Annotated in this window: 16 protein-coding genes; 13 read left to right on the top strand and 3 right to left on the bottom strand. The window is 66.3% G+C overall.

Annotation, left to right across the window (positions count from 1 at the left end; translation table 11 throughout):
* Positions 1 to 95: 95 nt before the first annotated feature.
* The 4 genes from CHB73_RS04235 (at position 96) to CHB73_RS04220 (ending at position 5459) form a co-directional block, all read left to right on the top strand.
* Positions 96 to 1736 carry a glutamate synthase-related protein gene (locus CHB73_RS04235; protein WP_089272456.1) on the top strand — a complete coding sequence of 547 codons (1641 nt, stop codon included), beginning with the start codon at positions 96 to 98 and terminating at the stop codon, positions 1734 to 1736.
* A 123-nt stretch (positions 1737 to 1859) separates the two neighbouring features.
* Entirely contained in the window at positions 1860 to 3065 is a 1206-nt protein-coding gene (locus tag CHB73_RS04230; protein ID WP_089272454.1) for a sensor histidine kinase, read from the top strand.
* Positions 3034 to 3708 carry a response regulator gene (locus CHB73_RS04225; RefSeq protein ID WP_089272452.1) on the top strand — a complete coding sequence of 225 codons (675 nt, stop codon included), beginning with the start codon at positions 3034 to 3036 and terminating at the stop codon, positions 3706 to 3708. The genes CHB73_RS04230 and CHB73_RS04225 overlap by 32 nt, the downstream gene beginning before the upstream one ends.
* A 116-nt stretch (positions 3709 to 3824) precedes the next feature.
* Entirely contained in the window at positions 3825 to 5459 is a 1635-nt protein-coding gene (locus CHB73_RS04220) for a PAS domain-containing hybrid sensor histidine kinase/response regulator (RefSeq protein WP_089272450.1), read from the top strand.
* Here the strand turns inward: CHB73_RS04220 and CHB73_RS04215 are convergent.
* The gene (locus CHB73_RS04215) at positions 5456 to 6598 is read right to left on the bottom strand and encodes a S1C family serine protease (RefSeq protein WP_089272448.1); all 1143 of its coding nucleotides are present in this window, start codon (positions 6596 to 6598) and stop codon (positions 5456 to 5458) included. The genes CHB73_RS04220 and CHB73_RS04215 overlap by 4 nt on opposite strands.
* A 153-nt stretch (positions 6599 to 6751) precedes the next feature.
* On the opposite strand from CHB73_RS04215, the gene CHB73_RS04210 reads away from it, so the two are divergent.
* Both CHB73_RS04210 and CHB73_RS04205 read left to right on the top strand, forming a co-directional pair.
* Complete coding sequence (locus CHB73_RS04210) at positions 6752 to 7210, top strand: MarR family winged helix-turn-helix transcriptional regulator (protein ID WP_089272446.1); 459 nt, start codon at positions 6752 to 6754, stop codon at positions 7208 to 7210.
* An 89-nt stretch (positions 7211 to 7299) separates the two neighbouring features.
* Positions 7300 to 7983, top strand: a complete 684-nt coding sequence (locus CHB73_RS04205) for a DUF554 domain-containing protein (RefSeq protein ID WP_089272444.1) — start codon at positions 7300 to 7302, stop codon at positions 7981 to 7983.
* Positions 7984 to 8013: 30 nt separating this feature from the next.
* Here the strand turns inward: CHB73_RS04205 and CHB73_RS04200 are convergent, their stop codons facing one another.
* Positions 8014 to 9033, bottom strand: a complete 1020-nt coding sequence (locus tag CHB73_RS04200; RefSeq protein ID WP_089272442.1) for an HD-GYP domain-containing protein — start codon at positions 9031 to 9033, stop codon at positions 8014 to 8016.
* Positions 9034 to 9036: 3 nt separating this feature from the next.
* On the bottom strand, positions 9037 to 10455 hold the full coding sequence (pyk, locus tag CHB73_RS04195) for a pyruvate kinase (RefSeq protein ID WP_089272440.1): 1419 nt from the start codon (positions 10453 to 10455) through the stop codon (positions 9037 to 9039).
* Positions 10456 to 10703: 248 nt separating this feature from the next.
* Between pyk and CHB73_RS04190 the strand changes: the two genes are divergently transcribed.
* From CHB73_RS04190 to mraY, 7 genes are read left to right on the top strand one after another with little or no spacing between them, the layout of a single operon-like run.
* Complete coding sequence (locus tag CHB73_RS04190; protein ID WP_089272438.1) at positions 10704 to 11153, top strand: division/cell wall cluster transcriptional repressor MraZ; 450 nt, start codon at positions 10704 to 10706, stop codon at positions 11151 to 11153.
* A 13-nt stretch (positions 11154 to 11166) separates the two neighbouring features.
* The gene (gene rsmH / locus CHB73_RS04185; protein ID WP_089272436.1) at positions 11167 to 12141 is read left to right on the top strand and encodes a 16S rRNA (cytosine(1402)-N(4))-methyltransferase RsmH; all 975 of its coding nucleotides are present in this window, start codon (positions 11167 to 11169) and stop codon (positions 12139 to 12141) included.
* Complete coding sequence (locus CHB73_RS04180; protein ID WP_089272434.1) at positions 12138 to 12446, top strand: hypothetical protein; 309 nt, start codon at positions 12138 to 12140, stop codon at positions 12444 to 12446. Before rsmH ends, CHB73_RS04180 begins: the two co-directional genes overlap by 4 nt.
* Positions 12447 to 12464: 18 nt before the next feature.
* Positions 12465 to 14465 (top strand): penicillin-binding transpeptidase domain-containing protein, encoded by a 2001-nt coding sequence (locus CHB73_RS04175; protein ID WP_089272432.1) that lies wholly within the window; start codon positions 12465 to 12467, stop codon positions 14463 to 14465.
* 47 nt (positions 14466 to 14512) lie between these two features.
* Entirely contained in the window at positions 14513 to 15916 is a 1404-nt protein-coding gene (locus tag CHB73_RS04170; protein ID WP_089273357.1) for a UDP-N-acetylmuramoyl-L-alanyl-D-glutamate--2,6-diaminopimelate ligase, read from the top strand.
* On the top strand, positions 15913 to 17307 hold the full coding sequence (locus tag CHB73_RS04165) for a UDP-N-acetylmuramoyl-tripeptide--D-alanyl-D-alanine ligase (protein WP_089272430.1): 1395 nt from the start codon (positions 15913 to 15915) through the stop codon (positions 17305 to 17307). The genes CHB73_RS04170 and CHB73_RS04165 overlap by 4 nt, the downstream gene beginning before the upstream one ends.
* A complete protein-coding gene (mraY, locus tag CHB73_RS04160; RefSeq protein ID WP_089272428.1) occupies positions 17304 to 18380 on the top strand; it encodes a phospho-N-acetylmuramoyl-pentapeptide-transferase in 1077 nt (358 codons plus the stop codon). The genes CHB73_RS04165 and mraY overlap by 4 nt, the downstream gene beginning before the upstream one ends.
* Positions 18381 to 18387 lie beyond the last annotated feature (7 nt).

Here is an 18387-nt window from a genome sequence, read left to right as displayed (position 1 = left end):
TCGCGGGGGGACCGTCCGCTTTTTTTGCGCCGCGCACGCGCCAAGGGCAGGGGCAATTGTGTTTCTCGGGGGAATCATTCCAGCTTGGAGGTAACATGTCTCAGTGGTCCAAAAGCAATGACGTTCTGAACACCATGAACAGGGGCAACCCCTGCGAGTCCGGCCTGTGCACCCTGTGCCGCAGCGACTGCGCCGGCAAGTGCGAGACGTGGCTCTCCAGCCTCAAGGGCCGCAGCCTGCTCTACCCGCGCGACTTCGGCAAGGTCACCGCGGGCAGCGGCAACACCTGCCACGTGGGCGTCAGCTACAACTCCCTGCGCATCCAGGGCTACAACTACGGCGCCGACGGCCTGGCCAAGGGCGTGTCCAACTCGCCGGACAACTGCCTGTTCACCAAGGTCAACCTTGAGACCACCTTCGGCCGCCAGGACCCCGTCAAATGCCGCCTGCCGCTCATGACCGGCGCGCTGGGCTCCACCTTCATCGCCGCCAAGTACTGGGACTCCTTCGCCATCGGCGGTTCGCTGGCGGGCATCCCCGTGGTGGTGGGCGAAAACGTGGTCGGCGTGGATCGCGAAAGCAAGCTCACGGGCAAGAAGATCACCAAGGCCCCGGAACTGGACCGCCGCGTGGAGACCTACCTGCGCTACAACGACGGGTTTGGGGCCATCATTGTGCAGATGAACGTGGAGGACACGCGCAACGGCGTGGCCGAGTACGTCATCAACAAATACGGCGACAAGGTCTGCCTGGAGCTCAAGTGGGGCCAGGGCGCCAAGAACATCGGCGGCGAAATCGAGGTCACCAGCCTGGATTACGCCCTCTTCCTCAAGAAGCGCGGCTACCTGGTGGACCCGGACCCCGAGGACAAGAAGGTCCAGGAGGCGTTCAAGAGCGGCGCCATCCACGGCTTCGCCCGCCACAGCCGCCTCGGCTACACCGACCTCTCCACCGAGGCCCAGGTGCGCGAGAACTTCATGGAGGCCGTGGCCTACCTGCGCAAGCTGGGCTACAAGCGCATCTCCCTCAAGACCGGCTCCTACGGCATGGAAGCGCTGGCCATGAGCATCAAGTACGCCACCGATGCCGGACTTGACCTCCTGACCATCGACGGCTCCGGCGGCGGCACCGGCATGAGCCCCTGGAACATGATGGAGACCTGGGGCGTGCCGTCCATCCTGCTGCACGCCAAGGCGCGCGAATACGCGGCCCTGCTCGCCGCGCGCGGCCAGAAGGTGGTGGACATGTCCTTCGCCGGCGGCTTCGCCCGCGAGGACCACGTGTTCAAGGCCATGGCGCTGGGCGCGCCCTTCGTCAAACTCATCTGCATGGGCCGCGCCATCATGATCCCCGGCTTCCTGGGGGCCAACATCGAGGGCGCGCTCCATCCCGAGCGCCGCGAGAAGGTTCACGGCAACTGGGACGCCCTGCCCAAGACCGTCAGCGACCTGGGCAAGAGCCCGGAACAGATCTTCGCCTGCTTTGAGGATGTCAAAAAGCGCGTGGGCGCCAAGGAGATGAAGAACATCCCCTACGGAGCCATCGCCTTCTGCACCCTGGCCGACAAGCTCTCCGCTGGCCTGCAGCAGTTGCTGGCCGGGGCGCGCCGCTTCACCCTCTCGCAGATCAGCCGCAACGACATCGCCGCCGCCAACCGCGAGACGGCCGTGGAGACCGGCATTCCCTTCATCACCGAAGTGCAGGACGAAACCGCCAGGAAGATCCTGGAAAGCTAGACGGACGTACAGCTCCCCTCCGGCCCCGGCCGGGGGGGAGCCCCACCCCGGACTTGGCGCGGCGCACGCCCCGTGCTAGCGTTCGGGGTTCCGGGGCGAACCCGGTGCGCCAGGCGGACACCCATGCAGGACATGCGCAAGACAAAGGCACAGCTCGCGGAGGAGCTCGCACGACTGCGCGAAGGCGAGGCCCGCGACGCGGCGCTTGCGCTGGAGCACGAACGGGTGCTGCGCGCCCTGCGCGAGCGCGTGAAGGAGCTCAACTGCCTCTATGCCATCTCGCGTCTGGCGCAAAACCGCGAGCTGCCCATGGAGGAGGTTCTCCGGCAGGTGGCGGAACTTGTCTGCGCCTCCTGGCAGTTTCCGGAAAGCGCCTGCGCCCGCATCCGCATGAGCACCCCGCAAGGCGAGCACGACATCCGCACCGGGAACTACCGGCGCACGCGCGGCGCGGCCTGCCAAAAAAGCCCCGTCTCCATCCAAGGCGAGCGCATCGGCGAAATCGAGGTGTGCTATCTGGATCCCCGCCCGCCAAGCGACGAGGGGCCGTTCCTGCGGGAGGAGCGCAACCTGCTGGACGCCGTGGCCGACAAGCTTGGCCGCCTGGCCCAGACCGCCCGCACCGAGGCCCACATGCTCGTGCTCTCGCGTGAGCTCATCAAGGCCCAGGAGACCGAGCGCCTGCGCATCGCCACGGAGCTGCACGACCATCTTGCCCAGGACCTGGCCACCCTCAAAATGGACCTTGGCGGCCTGCTCGATCCGCCCGGACCGGACGCCGAATCGCTTCCGCGCCAGCTGGCCTCCCTGGCGGATAGGCTCTCGGCCGCCATCACCGCCATCCGCGACCTGGCGTACGATCTTTTGCCGCCGGGGCTTGAGGACCTGGGGCTGGTGCGCACCATGTCGCGCTACTGCGCGGACTTCGCCACCCGCACCGGCATCGCCGTGGACTTCTATGCCGACGGCATGGACGGCCTGCGCCTCGGTTTCGAGACGCAAATCCATATTTACAGAATGGTTCAGGAATCCCTCACAAACATCCGCAAGCACGCCCACGCGACCCAGGTCACCGTGCGCATGGTGCACTCCCATCCCAGCGTCATTGTCCGCGTGGAGGACAACGGCCAGGGCGTGGACCTGGAAAAGCGCCAGGAGGAATTCCGCGAAGCGCGACGCATGGGCCTTTGGGGCATGAGGGAACGCGCCCGGCTTTTGGGAGGTCTGATGAGCCTGCGCTCGCGCCCGGGCCGGGGAATGCTCGTACACATCGAAATACCAGTGGAGAACCGTAACAATGTCGGCGAAATACAAGATTCTCATCATTGACGATCACCCAATGTTCCGCGACGGACTGAAAACCATCGTCCGCTCCGGGGCCGCCTACGAAATAGCCGGCGAAGCCGGAAACTGCGCCGAGGGCCTGGCCCAGGCGCGCAGCATCAAGCCCGATCTTGTCATTGTGGACATCTCGCTGCCCGACGGCAACGGCATCGACCTGGCGCGGGACATCCTGGCCCTGGCCCCGCAGACCAAGGTGGTCATGCTCAGTATGCATTCCAAGGTGGACTTCATCGCCACCGCCTTCCAGGCCGGTGTCTCGGGCTATCTGGCCAAGGAATCCAGCCGCGAGCAGCTTCTGCAGGCGCTCGATGCCGTCATGGCCGGACGCCAGTACCTGGACGGCTCCCTCTCCCCGCGCGTGGTGACGGAACTGCTCGCCCGCCCCAACGAGGAAACCCGCACCACCGACGCCGCCTACGGCAAGCTCTCGCGCCGGGAGCAGCAGGTGCTCCGTCTGCTGGCCGAGGGGCACGCCCCGGCCGTCATCGCCGAGCGGCTGTTCATCTCGCGCAAGACGGTAGAGAACCACCGCACGAACATCCTGGCCAAGCTGGGCATCAAAAGCCCGGTGGCCCTGGTGCGCTACGCCGCCCGCCTCGGACTCATCGATCTGGAAACCGAAGAGTAGCGCGCGCCACGCTTTCCCTTGACAGCTCCTCCGGGGGGGGATAGCGGGATAGATGGGTCAATACCCTTTTCCCGGCATCACCATCCCCCCCGACGGGAAGGCAACAGGAAAGCGCCATGTCCAACCAGCCAGATCAAGCGGTCCCAAAGGGGCCTGCCGATGCGCCGGCTCCCAAACGCTCCCGGCAGGACGAGGATCTGCGCGCCCAGCAACGCCTTGAGGCCACCTTCGAGCAGGCTTCCGTTGGCATGGCCCATGTCGCCCTTTCGGGACGCTGGCTGCGCGTCAACGCCAGGCTCCGCGAAATTCTCGGCTACCCTTCGGGAACCCTGCCGGGGAAGGCCGTACAGGACATACTGTCCGCCGAAGACCAGGAGGACGGTCTGGGGCTGCTGCTCCGGCCGCCCGCCCAAGGATCGCGCCCGGTCGCGTGGGAACGCCGCGCCGTCACGCGTTCAGGCGGGCATGTCTGGGTGCGCATCGAAGCGACGCTCATCCGCGATCCGGCGGGAGAGCCGGACTTTCTGCTGCTCATCGTCCAGGACGACACCGCCCGCAAGCAGGCCGAAGCCGACCTCAGGCGCGCCAAGGAGGAAGCCGAGGCGGCCAACGTGTCCAAGGGCGAGTTCCTGGCCAACATGAGCCATGAGATACGCACGCCGCTGAACGGCGTACTGGGAATGCTGCAGGTGCTGCGCGGACCCCTGAACAAGCAGGAACGCGAGACCTACACAGGCATGGCCCACGAGGCCGGGCGCAGGCTTCTGTCCCTGCTGAACAACATCCTGGAGCTTTCGCGCATGGATTCCGGTCAGGCGGAGCCCGCAAGCAAGCCCTTTTCCCTGCGCGAGCTGTTCAAGGCCGTGCTGTGCGTCTTCCTGGTGCCCTGCCGGGAAAAGAAACTCGCCCTCACCGCTTCGGTGGATCCGGGCGTGCCCGAGCAGATTTTGGGCGACGAGGCCCGCCTGCACCAGATCCTCTTCAATCTCGTGGGCAACGCGGTAAAATACACGCCCGGCGGCTCCGTGCGGTTGGAGTGCTGGACCCAGCCTTCAGGCCGCGACCCATCGGTATTGCACCTCTACATCACCGTCAGCGACACGGGCATCGGCATCCCGGACGGCAAGATCGCCCAGGTGTTCCGGCGCTTCACCCAGGTGGACGCCTCCTACCTGCGCAAGTTCGAGGGCGCGGGCCTGGGCCTGGCCATCGTCAAGCGCATGGTGGAGTTCCTGGGAGGCGGCATTCTGGTGGACAGCGAGGAAGGCGCGGGCACAGCCATAACCATAGCCCTGAAAGCCCGCGCGGCAGGCCCCCGCGCCAACGGAAGCCCCAGGGCCACGCCCCCGCGCGACTCCGCCCTTCCCTTGCGCGTCCTTCTGGTCGAGGACGAACCCATCAGCCAATTGGCCACAGCCCTGATGCTGCGCAAGATGGGCCACAGCGTGGAATGCTGCGGCAACGGGCGCGACGCCGTGGCGGCCGTGCGGCGGGACGGCTTCGACTGCGTGCTCATGGACATCCAGATGCCGGAGATGGACGGCCTGGAAGCTACCGAGGCCATTCGCGCCCTATCCGACCCCGAGCGTTCCGGCGTGCCCATCGTGGCGCTCACGGCCTACGCCCTGCCCGGCGACAAGGAGCGTTTCCTCAAGGCGGGCATGGACCACTACGTGGGCAAGCCCGTGCACAACGCCGAGATGGAGAACGTCCTGTCCATGATCCCCCGGCGCACCCGGCCAGCGGCCTAACCCGCCTGGGCGCCCTCCGCCTGCAGCATCACAGCGGCCTCAACCTCTTTTCCATCACGCAGCAGGGTCAACCGCACGGTATCGCCGGGCCGGAAGTCGTCCAGACGCGAAAGCAACGCCTGCACGGACTCCACGGCCTTGCCCTCGACATGGGTAATGACATCGCCCGGAGTGAAGGAGCCGTCCGGGTTCACGCGCGCGGCCACAAGCCCGGCCGCCTGCGCCCCGGACCCCGGGCGCACCCGCAGCACCAGCACGCCCTTCACGTCCATGTGCGCAGCGGCGTACTCGTTCACGCGTTGGTCCACCTCGATGCCAAGCGCCGGGCGCAGGTAGCGGCCCTTGGCGATGAGCTGCGGCACCACGCGGTTCACCGTGTCCACGGGAACGGCGAAGCCCACCCCGGCGCTTGCGCCGGAGGGGCTGTAGATGGCGGTGTTCACCCCGATGAGCCTTCCGGCGGAGTCCAGGAGCGGGCCGCCGGAATTGCCGGGATTGATGGCCGCGTCGGTCTGGATGAGGTGCTCGATGACCGCGCCGTCATCCCCTTTCAGGGAGCGGTCCAGGGCGGAGACGATGCCCGTGGTGAGGGTCCAGTCCAGGCCGAAGGGGTTGCCGATGGCGAAAACCTTCTGCCCCACCTTGAGGTCCGCCGAGGAGCCCACGGGCAGCGGCGCCCGCTCGGACTTGGCGTCGATGCGCAGCACGGCCAGGTCGTGCATGGGGCTGGCCCCCACCAGCGCGGCCACATGCTCCTTGCCGTCGGAAAGGCGCACCCTGGCCTCTGCGGCCCCGGCGATGACGTGGTAGTTGGTCACCACATGGCCCTTCTCGTCCCAAAGAAAACCGGAGCCCGCACCGCGCGGGATGGTGAACGCATTGCGGCTCCAGAACTCCACCACGCGCTGGGTGGTGGTGATGAAGACCACCGCGTCCTTGGAGTGCTCGAAAAGATCTATGGTGCTTTTTTCATCTGCGGCCAGGTCGCCACGCGCGGTGACCGCCCTGGGCTGGGCTTCCTCGCGGCCCAGCAGACGCCCCAGCTCCGGTCGGAACAACCACCCGGCCAGCACGGCCAACGCCGCAACCAGAACAAGCCATCCAATCCGCCTGGCTCCGCCCTTTTCTCCCTTCTGCATCCCGGTTCCTCCTCGCTCCGCATTCGTGTCGCCGCTGGCGCAAGGTCGGCAATGTAATGCCTCCGCTACGCATTTCAAGAGGGAAATTGGCGGCAATTCCCGCCAGGACGGCTGCGGCTTGACCGCCCGAAACAAGTTGCATACAACAACTTCATGCATCCAACGTCATCACGATACCTGCTCAGGGACTCCCTGGGCCATCTGGCAACGCAGTTCTCCAAGGCCGTGCTCCGGCGCATCAACCAGGAATTCGCGGCCGGGGGCCACGCGGTGACCGGCGAGCAATGGACCGCCCTCGTGCATATCTGGGACGCCGAAGGCCTCACCCAGCAGGAGCTGGGACAGCGGCTCATCAAGGACAAAACCACCATCGCACGGCTGGTGGCCGGGCTGGAGCGCCAGGGCTACGTGCGCCGCAAGCCCGGGGCGTCCGATCGGCGGGAGCGGCTCTTGGCCCTCAGCGAGCGGGGCCGCGCGGACATGCCTGTCCTGGCGGCCCTGGTGCAGGGCGTGCTGGACCAGGCCTGCGCGGGCATCGACGCCCATGAACTGAGCCTGTGCAGGCGCGTGCTGGCCCGCGCGCGGCAGAACCTCGTCGGCTCCAAGGCCTGAACACGCCCCCACGCAACCATTCTCCGGCGCCATGAGCGCCCGGAGCCGATATGTCGCGTCCGCCAGAAGGGCGCGCGAAAGGAGTCTCCATGCTGCCGACTGGCGCCATCATGAACGCGGGAGCGATCCTGGCCGGGGGCCTGGCCGGGCTCGGCCTGGGACGTTTTCTGCCCGAGGCCGTGCGCGCATGCATATTCCAGGGCCTGGGGCTTTCGGTGCTGGCGGTGGGCATACGCCTCACCCTGCGCAGCACAAGCCCGGCCATTCTCATCGCCAGCCTAGTGTGCGGCGGCGTGGTGGGCGGGCTGCTGCGCCTAGAGGACCGCATGACCGCCGCCAGCCTGTGGATAAAGGGTCGGCTGCGCTCGAAAAACCCGCGCTTCGCCGATGGGCTGGTGCTCTCGGTCACCGTGTTCTGCTGCGGATCGCTGGCCATTCTTGGGCCGCTGGACGAGGCCGCGCGCGGCGACCTGACCCTGCTCTCCACCAAGAGCTTTCTGGACGGGCTGACCACCATCGCCTTCGCCTCGGTGTACGGCGTGGGAGCAGTGCTCTCGGCCATTCCGGTGCTCTTTTACGAAGGGTCGCTGACCATGCTGGCGGCCAAGCTGGCCAGCCACATCGACGCCAAGACCGTGACGGAACTCTCCGCCGTAGGCGGGGTCATGACCATCGGCACGGGCATCAACCTGCTGGAGCTCAAACGCATTTCCCTGCCCAACATGCTGCCCGCGCTTATCTTTACCGTGGTGCTCATGGAGTGTTTCGGCTAAGGCAGGAGTCTCCCCGCCTGCAAGCCGCGGCTACTTTTTGCCCGCAAGCATCACCAGGGCCTGCAACACGCGGGAAAGCTCCTGGTCGTAGGCGGCGTCCTGGGCGAGCAGGGCCGCGGCCTTGGCCGGCTCCATGGCCGGGGCGAAAGGGCGTTTCACGGTCATGGCGCAGAAGCTGTCCACCAGGGCGCAAAGCCGGGCCGCCTGGCCCAGGGCCGGGGCCTGCTTCTTCTGCGGGTAGCCGGAGCCGTTCAGGCGCTCGTGATGGTCGGTGACGCACTCCTCCACCTCGGGAAAACGCAGGTCCAGCTTGGCCAACATTTCGTAGCCCAGTTGGGTGTGGCGCTGCACCTTGGCCCGCTCGTCCCCGGTGAGGGGCTTGTCCTTTTCCAGCAAAAAGGCCGGAATCTTGGTCATGCCCAGGTCGTGCAGAAACAGCCCTGCCGTCAGGTGATCCAAAAACTTGCGCTTGACCTCCCCGGCCTCGTAGTGCTGGGCGTTGGCCTTGATGTGCACGGCCAGGCCCATGACCCCGCAGTTGAAGGAGTGGTTGCACAGGTTGTGCGTGGGGTGCAGGCGCCGGGAAAGCGCCCGGATGCGGTGGGCGTCGTGGAACAGGTACTCGGTAAGCACCATCATGTCGGTCCACAGCTTGGCGAAAACCATGGGCACGGGCTGGGCGAAGAACTCCCCCAGCCGCCGGGTGAGCGCCTGGGTGAAGATGTCGGCGATTTCGGTCTCGTGCAGGTTCTTGTCCACCAGCACCAGGTCCAGCTGGTAGCTGATGTGCTTGACGTACACCGGGTGGTCGGCGCGCGAGACGAAGACCAGGCCCTCGTCCACCAGCTGGGCCAGCTGCTCCACCTGCTCGTTTGAAAGCCGCTCACCGGCCTTGCAATAGGGCAGCACGCGGGCCACGTCCTCCTTGAACCGGAACAGGTTCAATGGCGGCCGGTACTTGCTGAAGCTCTCCAGGATGTCCAGGTTGATCTGGTAGTACTGCTCATCCAGGGCGTCGGCGATGCTGGCCTTTTTGTCCGATGCGGCCATGGGCTATTTCTCGTAGACCTTGACCACGTTGGTTTGCGTCTGCAACTGTCCTCGCTTGGGCTGCCCCGCGGTAACCACAACCACATCGCCGCCGCTGAACAGGGGCGACTCGCGCACAAAGCGTTCGGCCCGTTCCTGGTGGTTGTCCTCCTCGGAGATGGGCGACACCGGGGTCACCCCCCAGGAGAAGTTGGTGAAGTGGCGCACGCGGCTGTCCGGGGACAGGGCGAAGAGCGGCTGCTTGGGCCGGCACGCCGCCAGAATGCGCGCCGTGGACCCGGAGGTGGAGTGCGTGACCAGCGCCTTGGAGCGGGTCTTCTGGGCCAGCAGGCAGGCGCAATAGGCCAGGAACTTGGCCGGATGCTCCTGGTCGCTGGGCGGCTTGGGGTTGGCGCCCTGGTTCTCGAAGTAGAATTCCTCGGCCCAGGTGGCGATTTTGCGCATAAAGGCCACGGCCTTGTCCGGGTATTTGCCGATGGCCGTCTCCTCCGAGAGCATGATGCAATCGGCCCCGTCCAAGATGGCGTTGGCCACGTCCGTGGTCTCCGCCCGGGTGGGCATGGGGCTTGAAACCATGGACAACAACATCTGCGTGGCCACGATGACCGGCTTGCCCGCGGCGTTGGCCGCGTTAATGATGCGCTTCTGCAGGGCGGGCAGCTGGGCCAGCTCGCACTCAAGCCCCAAATCGCCGCGCGCAACCATCACGCCGTCGCACTCCTCAAGGATGCGGTCCAGCCCCTGGATGGCGCTCTGCCGCTCCAGCTTGGCGATGACGGGCAGCACGCGGCCCATGTTCCGCATCTCGGCCTTCAGGTGGCAAATGTCGTCGGCCTTCTGCACGTAGGACATGGCCACCACATCCACGCCAAGCTCCATGCCGATGGCCAAGTCGTCCTTGTCCTTGGCGGTGAAGGCCGCCAGCGGCGTGGTCTTGCCGGGAAAGGCGATGCCCTTACGCGCCGGGGCGATGCCGGAATTCTCGGCCCGCAGGCGCAGCAGCAGGTCGCCCTCGCGGGCCACCACGTTGAACTGCAACATGCCGTCGGAAAGGGCCACGGTTTCGCCCACGTTGATGCTGCGCAGAAGCGCGGGCTGGTCCAGGCAGATGAAGGGCTCGTCACGGCCTTCCTCTTGCCCGGGGGCGCCAAGCAGCACCTCGGCCCCCTTGGCGATGTCCAGCGTGCCGCGGCCGATGTCGCAGGTGCGGATCTTGGGACCGGAGAGATCCTGCAGAATGGTCAGGGTGAGGCCGGTCTTCTGCTCCAGGGCGCGGATGATGCCCACCAGCTTGACGAAGCCCTCCTTGCCGCCGTGGGAGAAATTGAGCCGGAAGATGCGCGCCCCGGCGTCCACCAGGGCTGTGATGGCCTCTTCGGTCTCCGTTGCGGGGCCAAGGGTGGCGATGATCTTGGTGTGCATAAGGGCTCTCCTTCTATCGGTCGGCTCAAAAAACATCGCTCCGGTCTATGACAGAAGCATGGCATCCAACCACTAGGCATTGCTTGCTCTTCACCACCAGCCCCAAATACAGCGCCGGTGCTGGACCGAGTACTAACCGCATTTCCGGCGGATGAAAACGGTTTTTGTGTTGACTTCCGTTTGAATTTCGTAAAAAGGTGGGGCGAAGTGGTAATTCGTGGGAAACAGTGGAGTGAAGAGGGGAACACGTGAGACTTCTTGGCCACGCACACCGCAGTCTGGATCCCAAGGGTCGGCTCATGCTGACCCCGGAGTTCCGCGACCAGTTCCTGGCGGAATCGCAGGACGGGCGGCTGGTGCTGACCATCTACCAGGGGCAGATCATCGGCATCACCCCGGCCCAGTGGGACGCCTTCGTGGCCGAGCTGGAGAAGCCCGCCACCCCCTCGCCCACCCTGCAGAACATCCGCCGCGTGGCCTTTGCCGGTTACGTGGAGGTGGTGCTCGACAAGCAGGGCCGCATCCAACTGCCCACGCACCTGCGCAAAAGCGGACGCCTTGACCGCGACGTGGTGCTGGTTGGCGGCGGCAAGTGCATGGAAATATGGGACAAGGACCGCTTCGAGGCCCTTCTTGAGCAAACCCCCGAGGACGTCTCCACGGAGATGGCCCAGGCCAATATAAAGCTGCCCTTCTAGGGGGAGAGCGGAAATGTCCGAGGCTGAAAAGGTTCCCCACATCCCGGTGATGCTCGAAGAGGTGGTGGGGCATCTCTCTCCCCGTCCGGGCGGGCGCTACCTGGACGGAACCCTGGGTCTGGCCGGGCACAGCCTGGGCATTCTGCGGGCAAGCGGCGGCGCGGCCGAACTGGTTTGCCTGGACCGCGACGAGCAGGCGCTGGCCCTGGCCCGCAAGCGTCTTGAGGAATTTCCCGGCCGCGCCAAGACCTTCCACCTGCCCTTCAGCAGGTTCGAGGAAGCCTTGGACGAGGCGGGTTGGGACGCGGTGGACGGGGCCATGCTGGACCTGGGCGTCAGTTCGCTGCAGTTGGACGAGGCGGAGCGGGGCTTCAGCTTTCATCAGGACGGGCCGCTGGACATGCGCATGGACGCCACGAGCGGAATGGATTCGGCCAAGGTCATCGTAAACCGGACGCATTACGAGGACCTCAGGAGCATCATCCGCGACCTGGGCGGGGAGCCGCTGGGCGGCAAGATCGCCCGGGCCATCATCCGCGCGCGCGAGCAGGCCGAGATCGCCACCACGTCACGGCTTGCGGAAATCGTCAGCAGGGCGTACCCCCCCGACCGCCGCCGCGAGGCGCGCAATCACCCGGCCACGCGCACCTTCATGGGGCTGCGCATGGCCGTGAATCATGAGCTTGAGGAATTGTCGTATTTTCTTGAACGCATTGTGACCCGCCTGAAGCCGGGCGCCCGGGTGGCCGTCATCTCCTTCCACTCCGCCGAGGACCGCGTGGTGAAGGAGAGTTTCCGCTATTGGGCCAAGGGCTGCCGCTGTCCGCTTGAGCAGGCCGTGTGCACCTGCGACCGCATCCCGGTTCTGAAGGTGCTGACCAAGAAGCCCCAGCAGCCCACCCAGCTTGAAGTGGACCGCAACCCCAGAAGCCGCAGCGCCAAGCTGCGCGTGGCGGAGCGCCTGCCCGGCGCGGAAGGTGCGCGGTGAGCAGGCTCAAGGGCTGGGTCGGGGCCTTTTTCCTGGCCATAGCGGGGGTGCTTGTGCTGGGGCTTTCCAGCGTGTGGCTCAACATTGAGCGCATGGACCTGGCCTACGACCTGAACAAGCTGGAGAAGGAGCTGGGCAACCGCACGGCGCTGGCGACCAAGCTTGAGGTGGAGCGCAACAATCTTCTTTCGCCCTATCGCCTGAAGCGGCTGGCCGCCGTGTACGGGCTGATCCCCGTGGGGCCGGGGCAAATGCGCATCATGACGGACCAGGGCAAGCCCCAGTCCGCCGAAGACGGCAAGTAACGGCAAGGATCATGGAAGATGGCGGTCAAAAGTCGCATCGAGCGCAAGCGGCCCAAGGAGGCCCGAACCAAGACGGACGTGGTCAGGCTCAAGCTGGTCTTCGTCGCGTTCGTGTTCGCGTCCTTGTGGCTGGCCTTGTGGTGCCGCGCGGGATACGTGCAGCTCTTCCTCGGGCCGACGCTCTCCGCCGCGGCGGGCAAGCAGAACCTGGCCACGGAGTTCGAACTGGGCGAGCGCGGGCGCATTTACGCCAGCAACAACGCCCTGTTGGCCACCAGCGTGGAGAGCAAGAGCGTGTACGCCTCGCCCGTTGAGATACAGAGCCCCGCCCGCACCGCGCAGGTGCTGGCGCAAATTCTGGGCGCTCCCAGGAAAAACCTGCAGAAGGATCTCTCCTCGCGCAAGGGCTTCGTCTGGGTCAAGCGGCAAATCGACGATGCCGAGGCCCAGGCCCTGGCGCAGGCCAATCTGCCGGGCATCCACCTCACCAGCGAATTCCGCCGCATGTATCCCAACCGGCACCTGGCCGGGCAGGTGCTCGGCTTCGTGGATGTGGACGGCAAGGGGCTGGAAGGCGTCGAGAACCTCTTTGACGAACGCATGGCCGGTGGACGCGCCAAGTTCGTGGTCCAGCGCGACGCCTCCGGCCGGAGGCTGTACCTGGACGACGAAGGCCGCGAGATGAACATCCGCGGGCAAGACGTGCGGCTGACCATCGACACCGTTGTGCAGGACGCCGCCGAACAGGCCCTTGCGGACGCGGTGACGCGCTTCAACGGTCGTTCGGGCATGGCCATGGTCGTGCGCGTGGAAACGGGCGACATCCTGGCCCTGGCCCACTACCCGTTCTTCAATTCCAACATCCCGCGGCAAACCAAGCCCGCGGTGCGCAGAAACCGCGCCGCCCTGGACATCTACGAGCCGGGCAGCACCATGAAGCCCTTCCTCTTTGCCTCCGCCCTGGAAAACAAGGTGGTGGACCCCAACAAGGTCTTCGACTGCGAAAACGGCAAATGGACCCTGCGCGGCAAGACCATCCGCGACACCCACCCGTATCGCTGGCTTTCGGCCAACCGGGTGCTGCGCTACTCAAGCAACATCGGCACGGCCAAGATCGGCCTGGCCCTGGGCGCGCAGCCCTACTACAACACCCTGCGCGGCCTGGGCTTCGGCGAACGCCCTGGCCTGGGGCTGCCCAGCGAATCGCCGGGCATCCTGCGCCAGGCCAAGGAATGGACGGAATTCGACCTGGCGGCCATGTCCTTTGGACAGGGCATCGGCGTCACCAGCCTACAAATGGCCAAGGCCTACCTCTGCCTGGCCAACAAGGGCGTTGCGCGCCCGCTGCGCCTGGTGCTCGATCCCCCGGCCGAGGAACTGCCCGAGCCCGCGCGCGTGTTCAGCGCGCAGACCGCGGACAGCGTGCTTTCCATGATGCGCGAAGTCGTCGAGGAGGACGGGACCGGCAAGGTGGCGCGCATTCCCGGAGTCAGCATGGCCGGCAAGACCGGAACCGCACAGAAGGTGGGCGGCGCTGGCAAGGGGTATGGCGAAGGCATCGTGGCCAGCTTTGTCGGCATCGTGCCTGCGGAGAAGCCGGAGTTCATCTTCATGGTCGCCGTGGACGAGCCCACCCCGGTGGTCTATGGCGGCGTGGTGGCCGCCCCCGCCGTGCGCGACATCGCCCTCAAGACACTGGCCTATTACGGCCGCCTGCCAGAGGCCAAAGTCCCCAGGCAGGAGGACGTTTCCGAAAGCAGCATGACCGCGCGCGCCCCGCACCCGCCCACTGCGGAAGGCGGCGGCGCCACGGTGCCGAACCTCATGGGGCTGTCCGTGCGCAGGGCGCTGGAAGTCCTCGGCAAACGCGGCATCGTGCCCTCGCTCAAGGGCGGCGGCATGGAAATAACGAACCAGAAGCCCGCACCGGGCGAACCCTGGCCAGATGGCGGAACCACGGCCAAGGACGGAGGGTTCATCCTCTGGCTGGGACAGGGAGATAAGGAGGCCAAGCAGTGAACGGCCCGCGCTTCAACGAACTGCTGGCGCTTGTCGGCAGGGGGCTCATGGTCCGCACAGACTCGCGCAAGGTGCTTCCCGGCGAGGTTTTCGTGCTCATGCCCAGCGCGGTGGACAAGGCCGCGGCATACCTTGCCGACGCCATCGCCCGCGGGGCTTCCTGGATCGTTGTCGACCAGGAGACGGCCGTGCCGGGCGATCTCCAGGTCTCGCTCGTGCGCGTGGAGGATCCGGCTGAAACGTTGGGCGAACTCGCCGACGCCTATTTCAACACCCGCGAGCAGGCCATGCAGGTGGTGGGCATAACCGGCACCAACGGCAAAACCACGGTGAGCTACCTTCTGGAAGGCCTGCTTTCCGCCTGCGGCCGCAGCGTGGGCGTGCTGGGCACAGTGGCCTACCGCTGGCCCGGCCACAGCGTGGACGCCAGCCTGACCACCCCCGGCTGCTGGCGGCTGCACGAGCTCTTCGCCCAGATGTCCGCCTCCGGGGTGGATACGGTCATCATGGAGGCCAGCTCCCATGCCCTGCACCAAAAGCGCGTGGCCGGGCTGGAGTTCGATGCCGCCGCGCTGACCAACCTGACCCAGGACCACCTGGACTACCACCACGATTTCGAAACGTACTACCAGGCCAAACGCCTGCTTTTCGGCGCATACCCGCGTCCGGACAAGCACAAGGCCGCAAATGCCGACGACCCTTACGGCGCGCGGCTGCTGAAGGAATTCCCGGACGCGCTGGGCTTCACACTGGACGACGCGCAAAGCGGCGACGGTCCCATGCTGCGCGGTAGCCTGGTGGAATGCACGGCCACCGGCCTGCATCTGCGCATGGAATGGGAAGGCAAGTGCTGGAGCCTCAAGTCCGGACTGGTGGGAAGGCACAACGCCTCCAATCTGCTGGCGGCGCAAGCCGTGGCCCTGGGCCTGGGCCTGGGCCCGGCGGACATGCAGCCGCTCGCCCCCTTCACCGGGGTCCCCGGCAGGCTGGAACGCGTGTCCAACAGCCATGGGTTGGACATCTTCGTGGACTACGCCCACACGCCGGATGCGCTTGTGAACGTGCAGCGCGCCCTGCGCAACGCCGGTTTCAAGCGGCTGATCACCGTGTTCGGCTGCGGAGGCGATCGCGACCGCACCAAGCGGCCGCTCATGGGCCGCGCCGTGGCCGAACTGGCGGACGTCTGCGTGCTCACCTCGGACAACCCCCGCCACGAAGATCCGCTGGCCATCATGGCCGATGTGCGCCCCGGCCTGGAAAAGGCCAGGAGCGTCATCGAGGACGCCGACCGCTACCAGGCCCTGCTCAAGGCCGTGGCCCTGCTTGAGCCCGGCGACGCTCTGCTTGTGGCGGGCAAGGGCCACGAGGCCTACCAGCAGGTGGGCGATGTCAAACACCCCTTCTCCGATGTCGAAGCGGTGAAGCGGGCGGTGCACGAGGTCAAGGGATGAAGCTCTCCCTGCGCGATGTGGTCCTGTGCCTGAACGGCGAGGCGTATTCCGGTCCCGATGCGGACCGGGAGCTCTTGCGCGTGTGCACGGACAGCCGCGCCGTCGCCCCCGGCGACCTCTTCTTCTGCCTCAGGGGGGAACGGTTCGACGCCCACGACTTCGCCCAGACCGTCGCCCAGGCGGGCGCGGCGTGCATCGTGGCCGCCCGCGAGCTTCCGGGCCTGCCCTGCCCCGTGGTGGTGGTGGACGACACGCAAAAGGCCCTGGGCCGCCTGGCCCGCTGCTGGCGCGACCGCTTCGGCGCGCGCGAAGGGACCAGGGTGGTGGCGGTTACCGGCACGGCGGGCAAGACGACCCTGAAGGAGCTTCTGGCCCAGACCCTGGGCGGCGTGCTGCGCGTGGCCAAGAACCACAAGAATTTCAACAACCAGATCGGCCTGCCCCTGTCCATCCTCTCCGCCGATGGCACGGAGGACGCCTGGGTCATGGAACTGGGCATCAGCCAGCCCGGCGACATGGACGAACTCGGCCCCATCATCGCCCCGGACCTTGCCGTGGTGCTCAACATCGGCCCCGCGCATTTGCAGGGCCTGGGCGACCTCTCCGGCGTGGCCCGCGCCAAGGCGTCGCTTTTGCGGCATCTGGCCCCCGGCGGGCGCGGTTTGTGCTGCATGGACTACCCGGAGCTTTGGACCGAGGCCCAGGCCCTGCTGCCGGACGTGGAAGGCTTTTCCACCAAAAACAGCTTCGCCAAGTATTACGCACGCTTCGAGGAAACGCTGTCAGAGGGCGGCGGGCTCTATGAAGTCATCATGGACGGACAGGCCTTCTGGGCCGAGCTGCCCGCCTGCGGCGCGCACTTCGCCGAGAACGCCGCTGCCGTTGTCGGCGCCTGCCACATGCTGGGACTCGACGCCGAACGCATCGCCTCCGGCCTGGCAGGAGCGAACCTGCCTGACCAGCGCTTCTGCTGCGCCGAGTCCGGGTGCTGGCGTGTGGTGGACGACACCTACAACGCCAACCCGCTGTCCATGCGCCGCAGCATCGAGGCCGCGCGCCTGCTGGCGGGAAAGGAACGACTGGTGCTGGTGCTGGGCGACATGAAGGAGCTTGGCCCCGGCGCAATGGAAGCGCACAGGGAGCTTGGCGCGGCCATCGCCGCAGCCGCGCCCGATTCCGTATTTTTTCAGGGCGAATACGCCCAGGCAGTGGCCCAGGGCGCTCCCGGCGTCGCCGTGACGCGCGTGGACGCACCTGGCCAGGTGCTTGAGGCCCTTGCCGGGCTTTCCGGCGGGGGCACCATCCTGGTGAAGGGCTCGCGTTCCTGCCGCATGGAAGAACACGCCAAGGCGCTTCTGGCGGGCCTTGCACACACGGGGGGGCGCGCATGATCTATCATCTGCTTGTCCCCCTGGCGGCACAGTTCACGCTGTTCAACGTCTTCCGCTACATCACCTTCCGCAGCGTGTACGCGTTGCTCACCGCGCTGGTGATCTCCGTTCTGTTCGGCCCCAGGCTCATCGAATGGCTCAAGGCCCTGCGCTGCCGCCAGCACATCCTGCAGGAAGTCACCTGCCACCAGGCCAAGGAAGGCACTCCCACCATGGGCGGCCTGATCATCGCCGCCGCCCTCGTGCCCAGCGTGCTGCTCTGGGCCGACCTGACGAACGTCTACATCTGGCTCACCCTGCTGGTTTTCCTGGGCTTTGGCGCTGTAGGCTTCTGGGACGACTACACCAAGGTGGTCAAGAAGCAGAACAAGGGCATTTCGCCCCGCGCCAAGCTGGCCGGCCAGCTTTTGGTGGCGGGCGCGGCCATCACCCTGCTGCTGTTCCAGCCCGCCTACTCCACCATGCTTTCGGTGCCCTTTTTCAAACACATCCACCCCAACCTGGGGCTCTTCTACGTGCCCTTCGCCGTGCTGGTGCTGGTGGCCGCCTCCAACGCCGTGAACCTCACCGACGGCCTGGACGGTCTGGCCATCGGCCCCGTGGTGGTGAGCGCGGCCTGCTTCGCCCTGTTCATCTACGCCGCAGGCAACGCGGTCATCGCCCAGTACCTGAACATCACCCCCGTGCCCGGCGTGGGCGAGGTGACGGTGTTCTGCGGGGCGCTGGTGGGCGCGGGCCTGGGCTTCCTGTGGTTCAACGCCTACCCGGCCCAGGTGTTCATGGGCGACGTGGGCTCCCTTTCGCTCGGCGGCACGCTGGGCTTCATCGCCGTGCTGGCCAAGCAGGAACTCATCCTGGCGCTGGTTGGCGGCGTGTTCGTCTTTGAAACCCTCTCGGTCATCCTCCAGGTGGGCTACTTCAAGATGACCGGCGGCAAACGCTTCTTCCGCATGGCCCCCCTGCACCACCACTTCGAACTCAAGGGCATTCCGGAATCCAAGATCATCATCCGGTTCTGGATCCTTTCCATCCTCATGGCCTTGATGGCCCTGAGCACGCTCAAGCTGCGCTAGGTGATCG

Origin of the sequence: Humidesulfovibrio mexicanus, from assembly GCF_900188225.1 — a bacterium.
Taxonomy (GTDB): Bacteria; Desulfobacterota; Desulfovibrionia; order Desulfovibrionales; family Desulfovibrionaceae; genus Humidesulfovibrio; species Humidesulfovibrio mexicanus.
The sequence above is the reverse complement of the archived record's forward strand: the minus strand, read 5'-3'. Positions and strand labels throughout refer to the sequence as shown.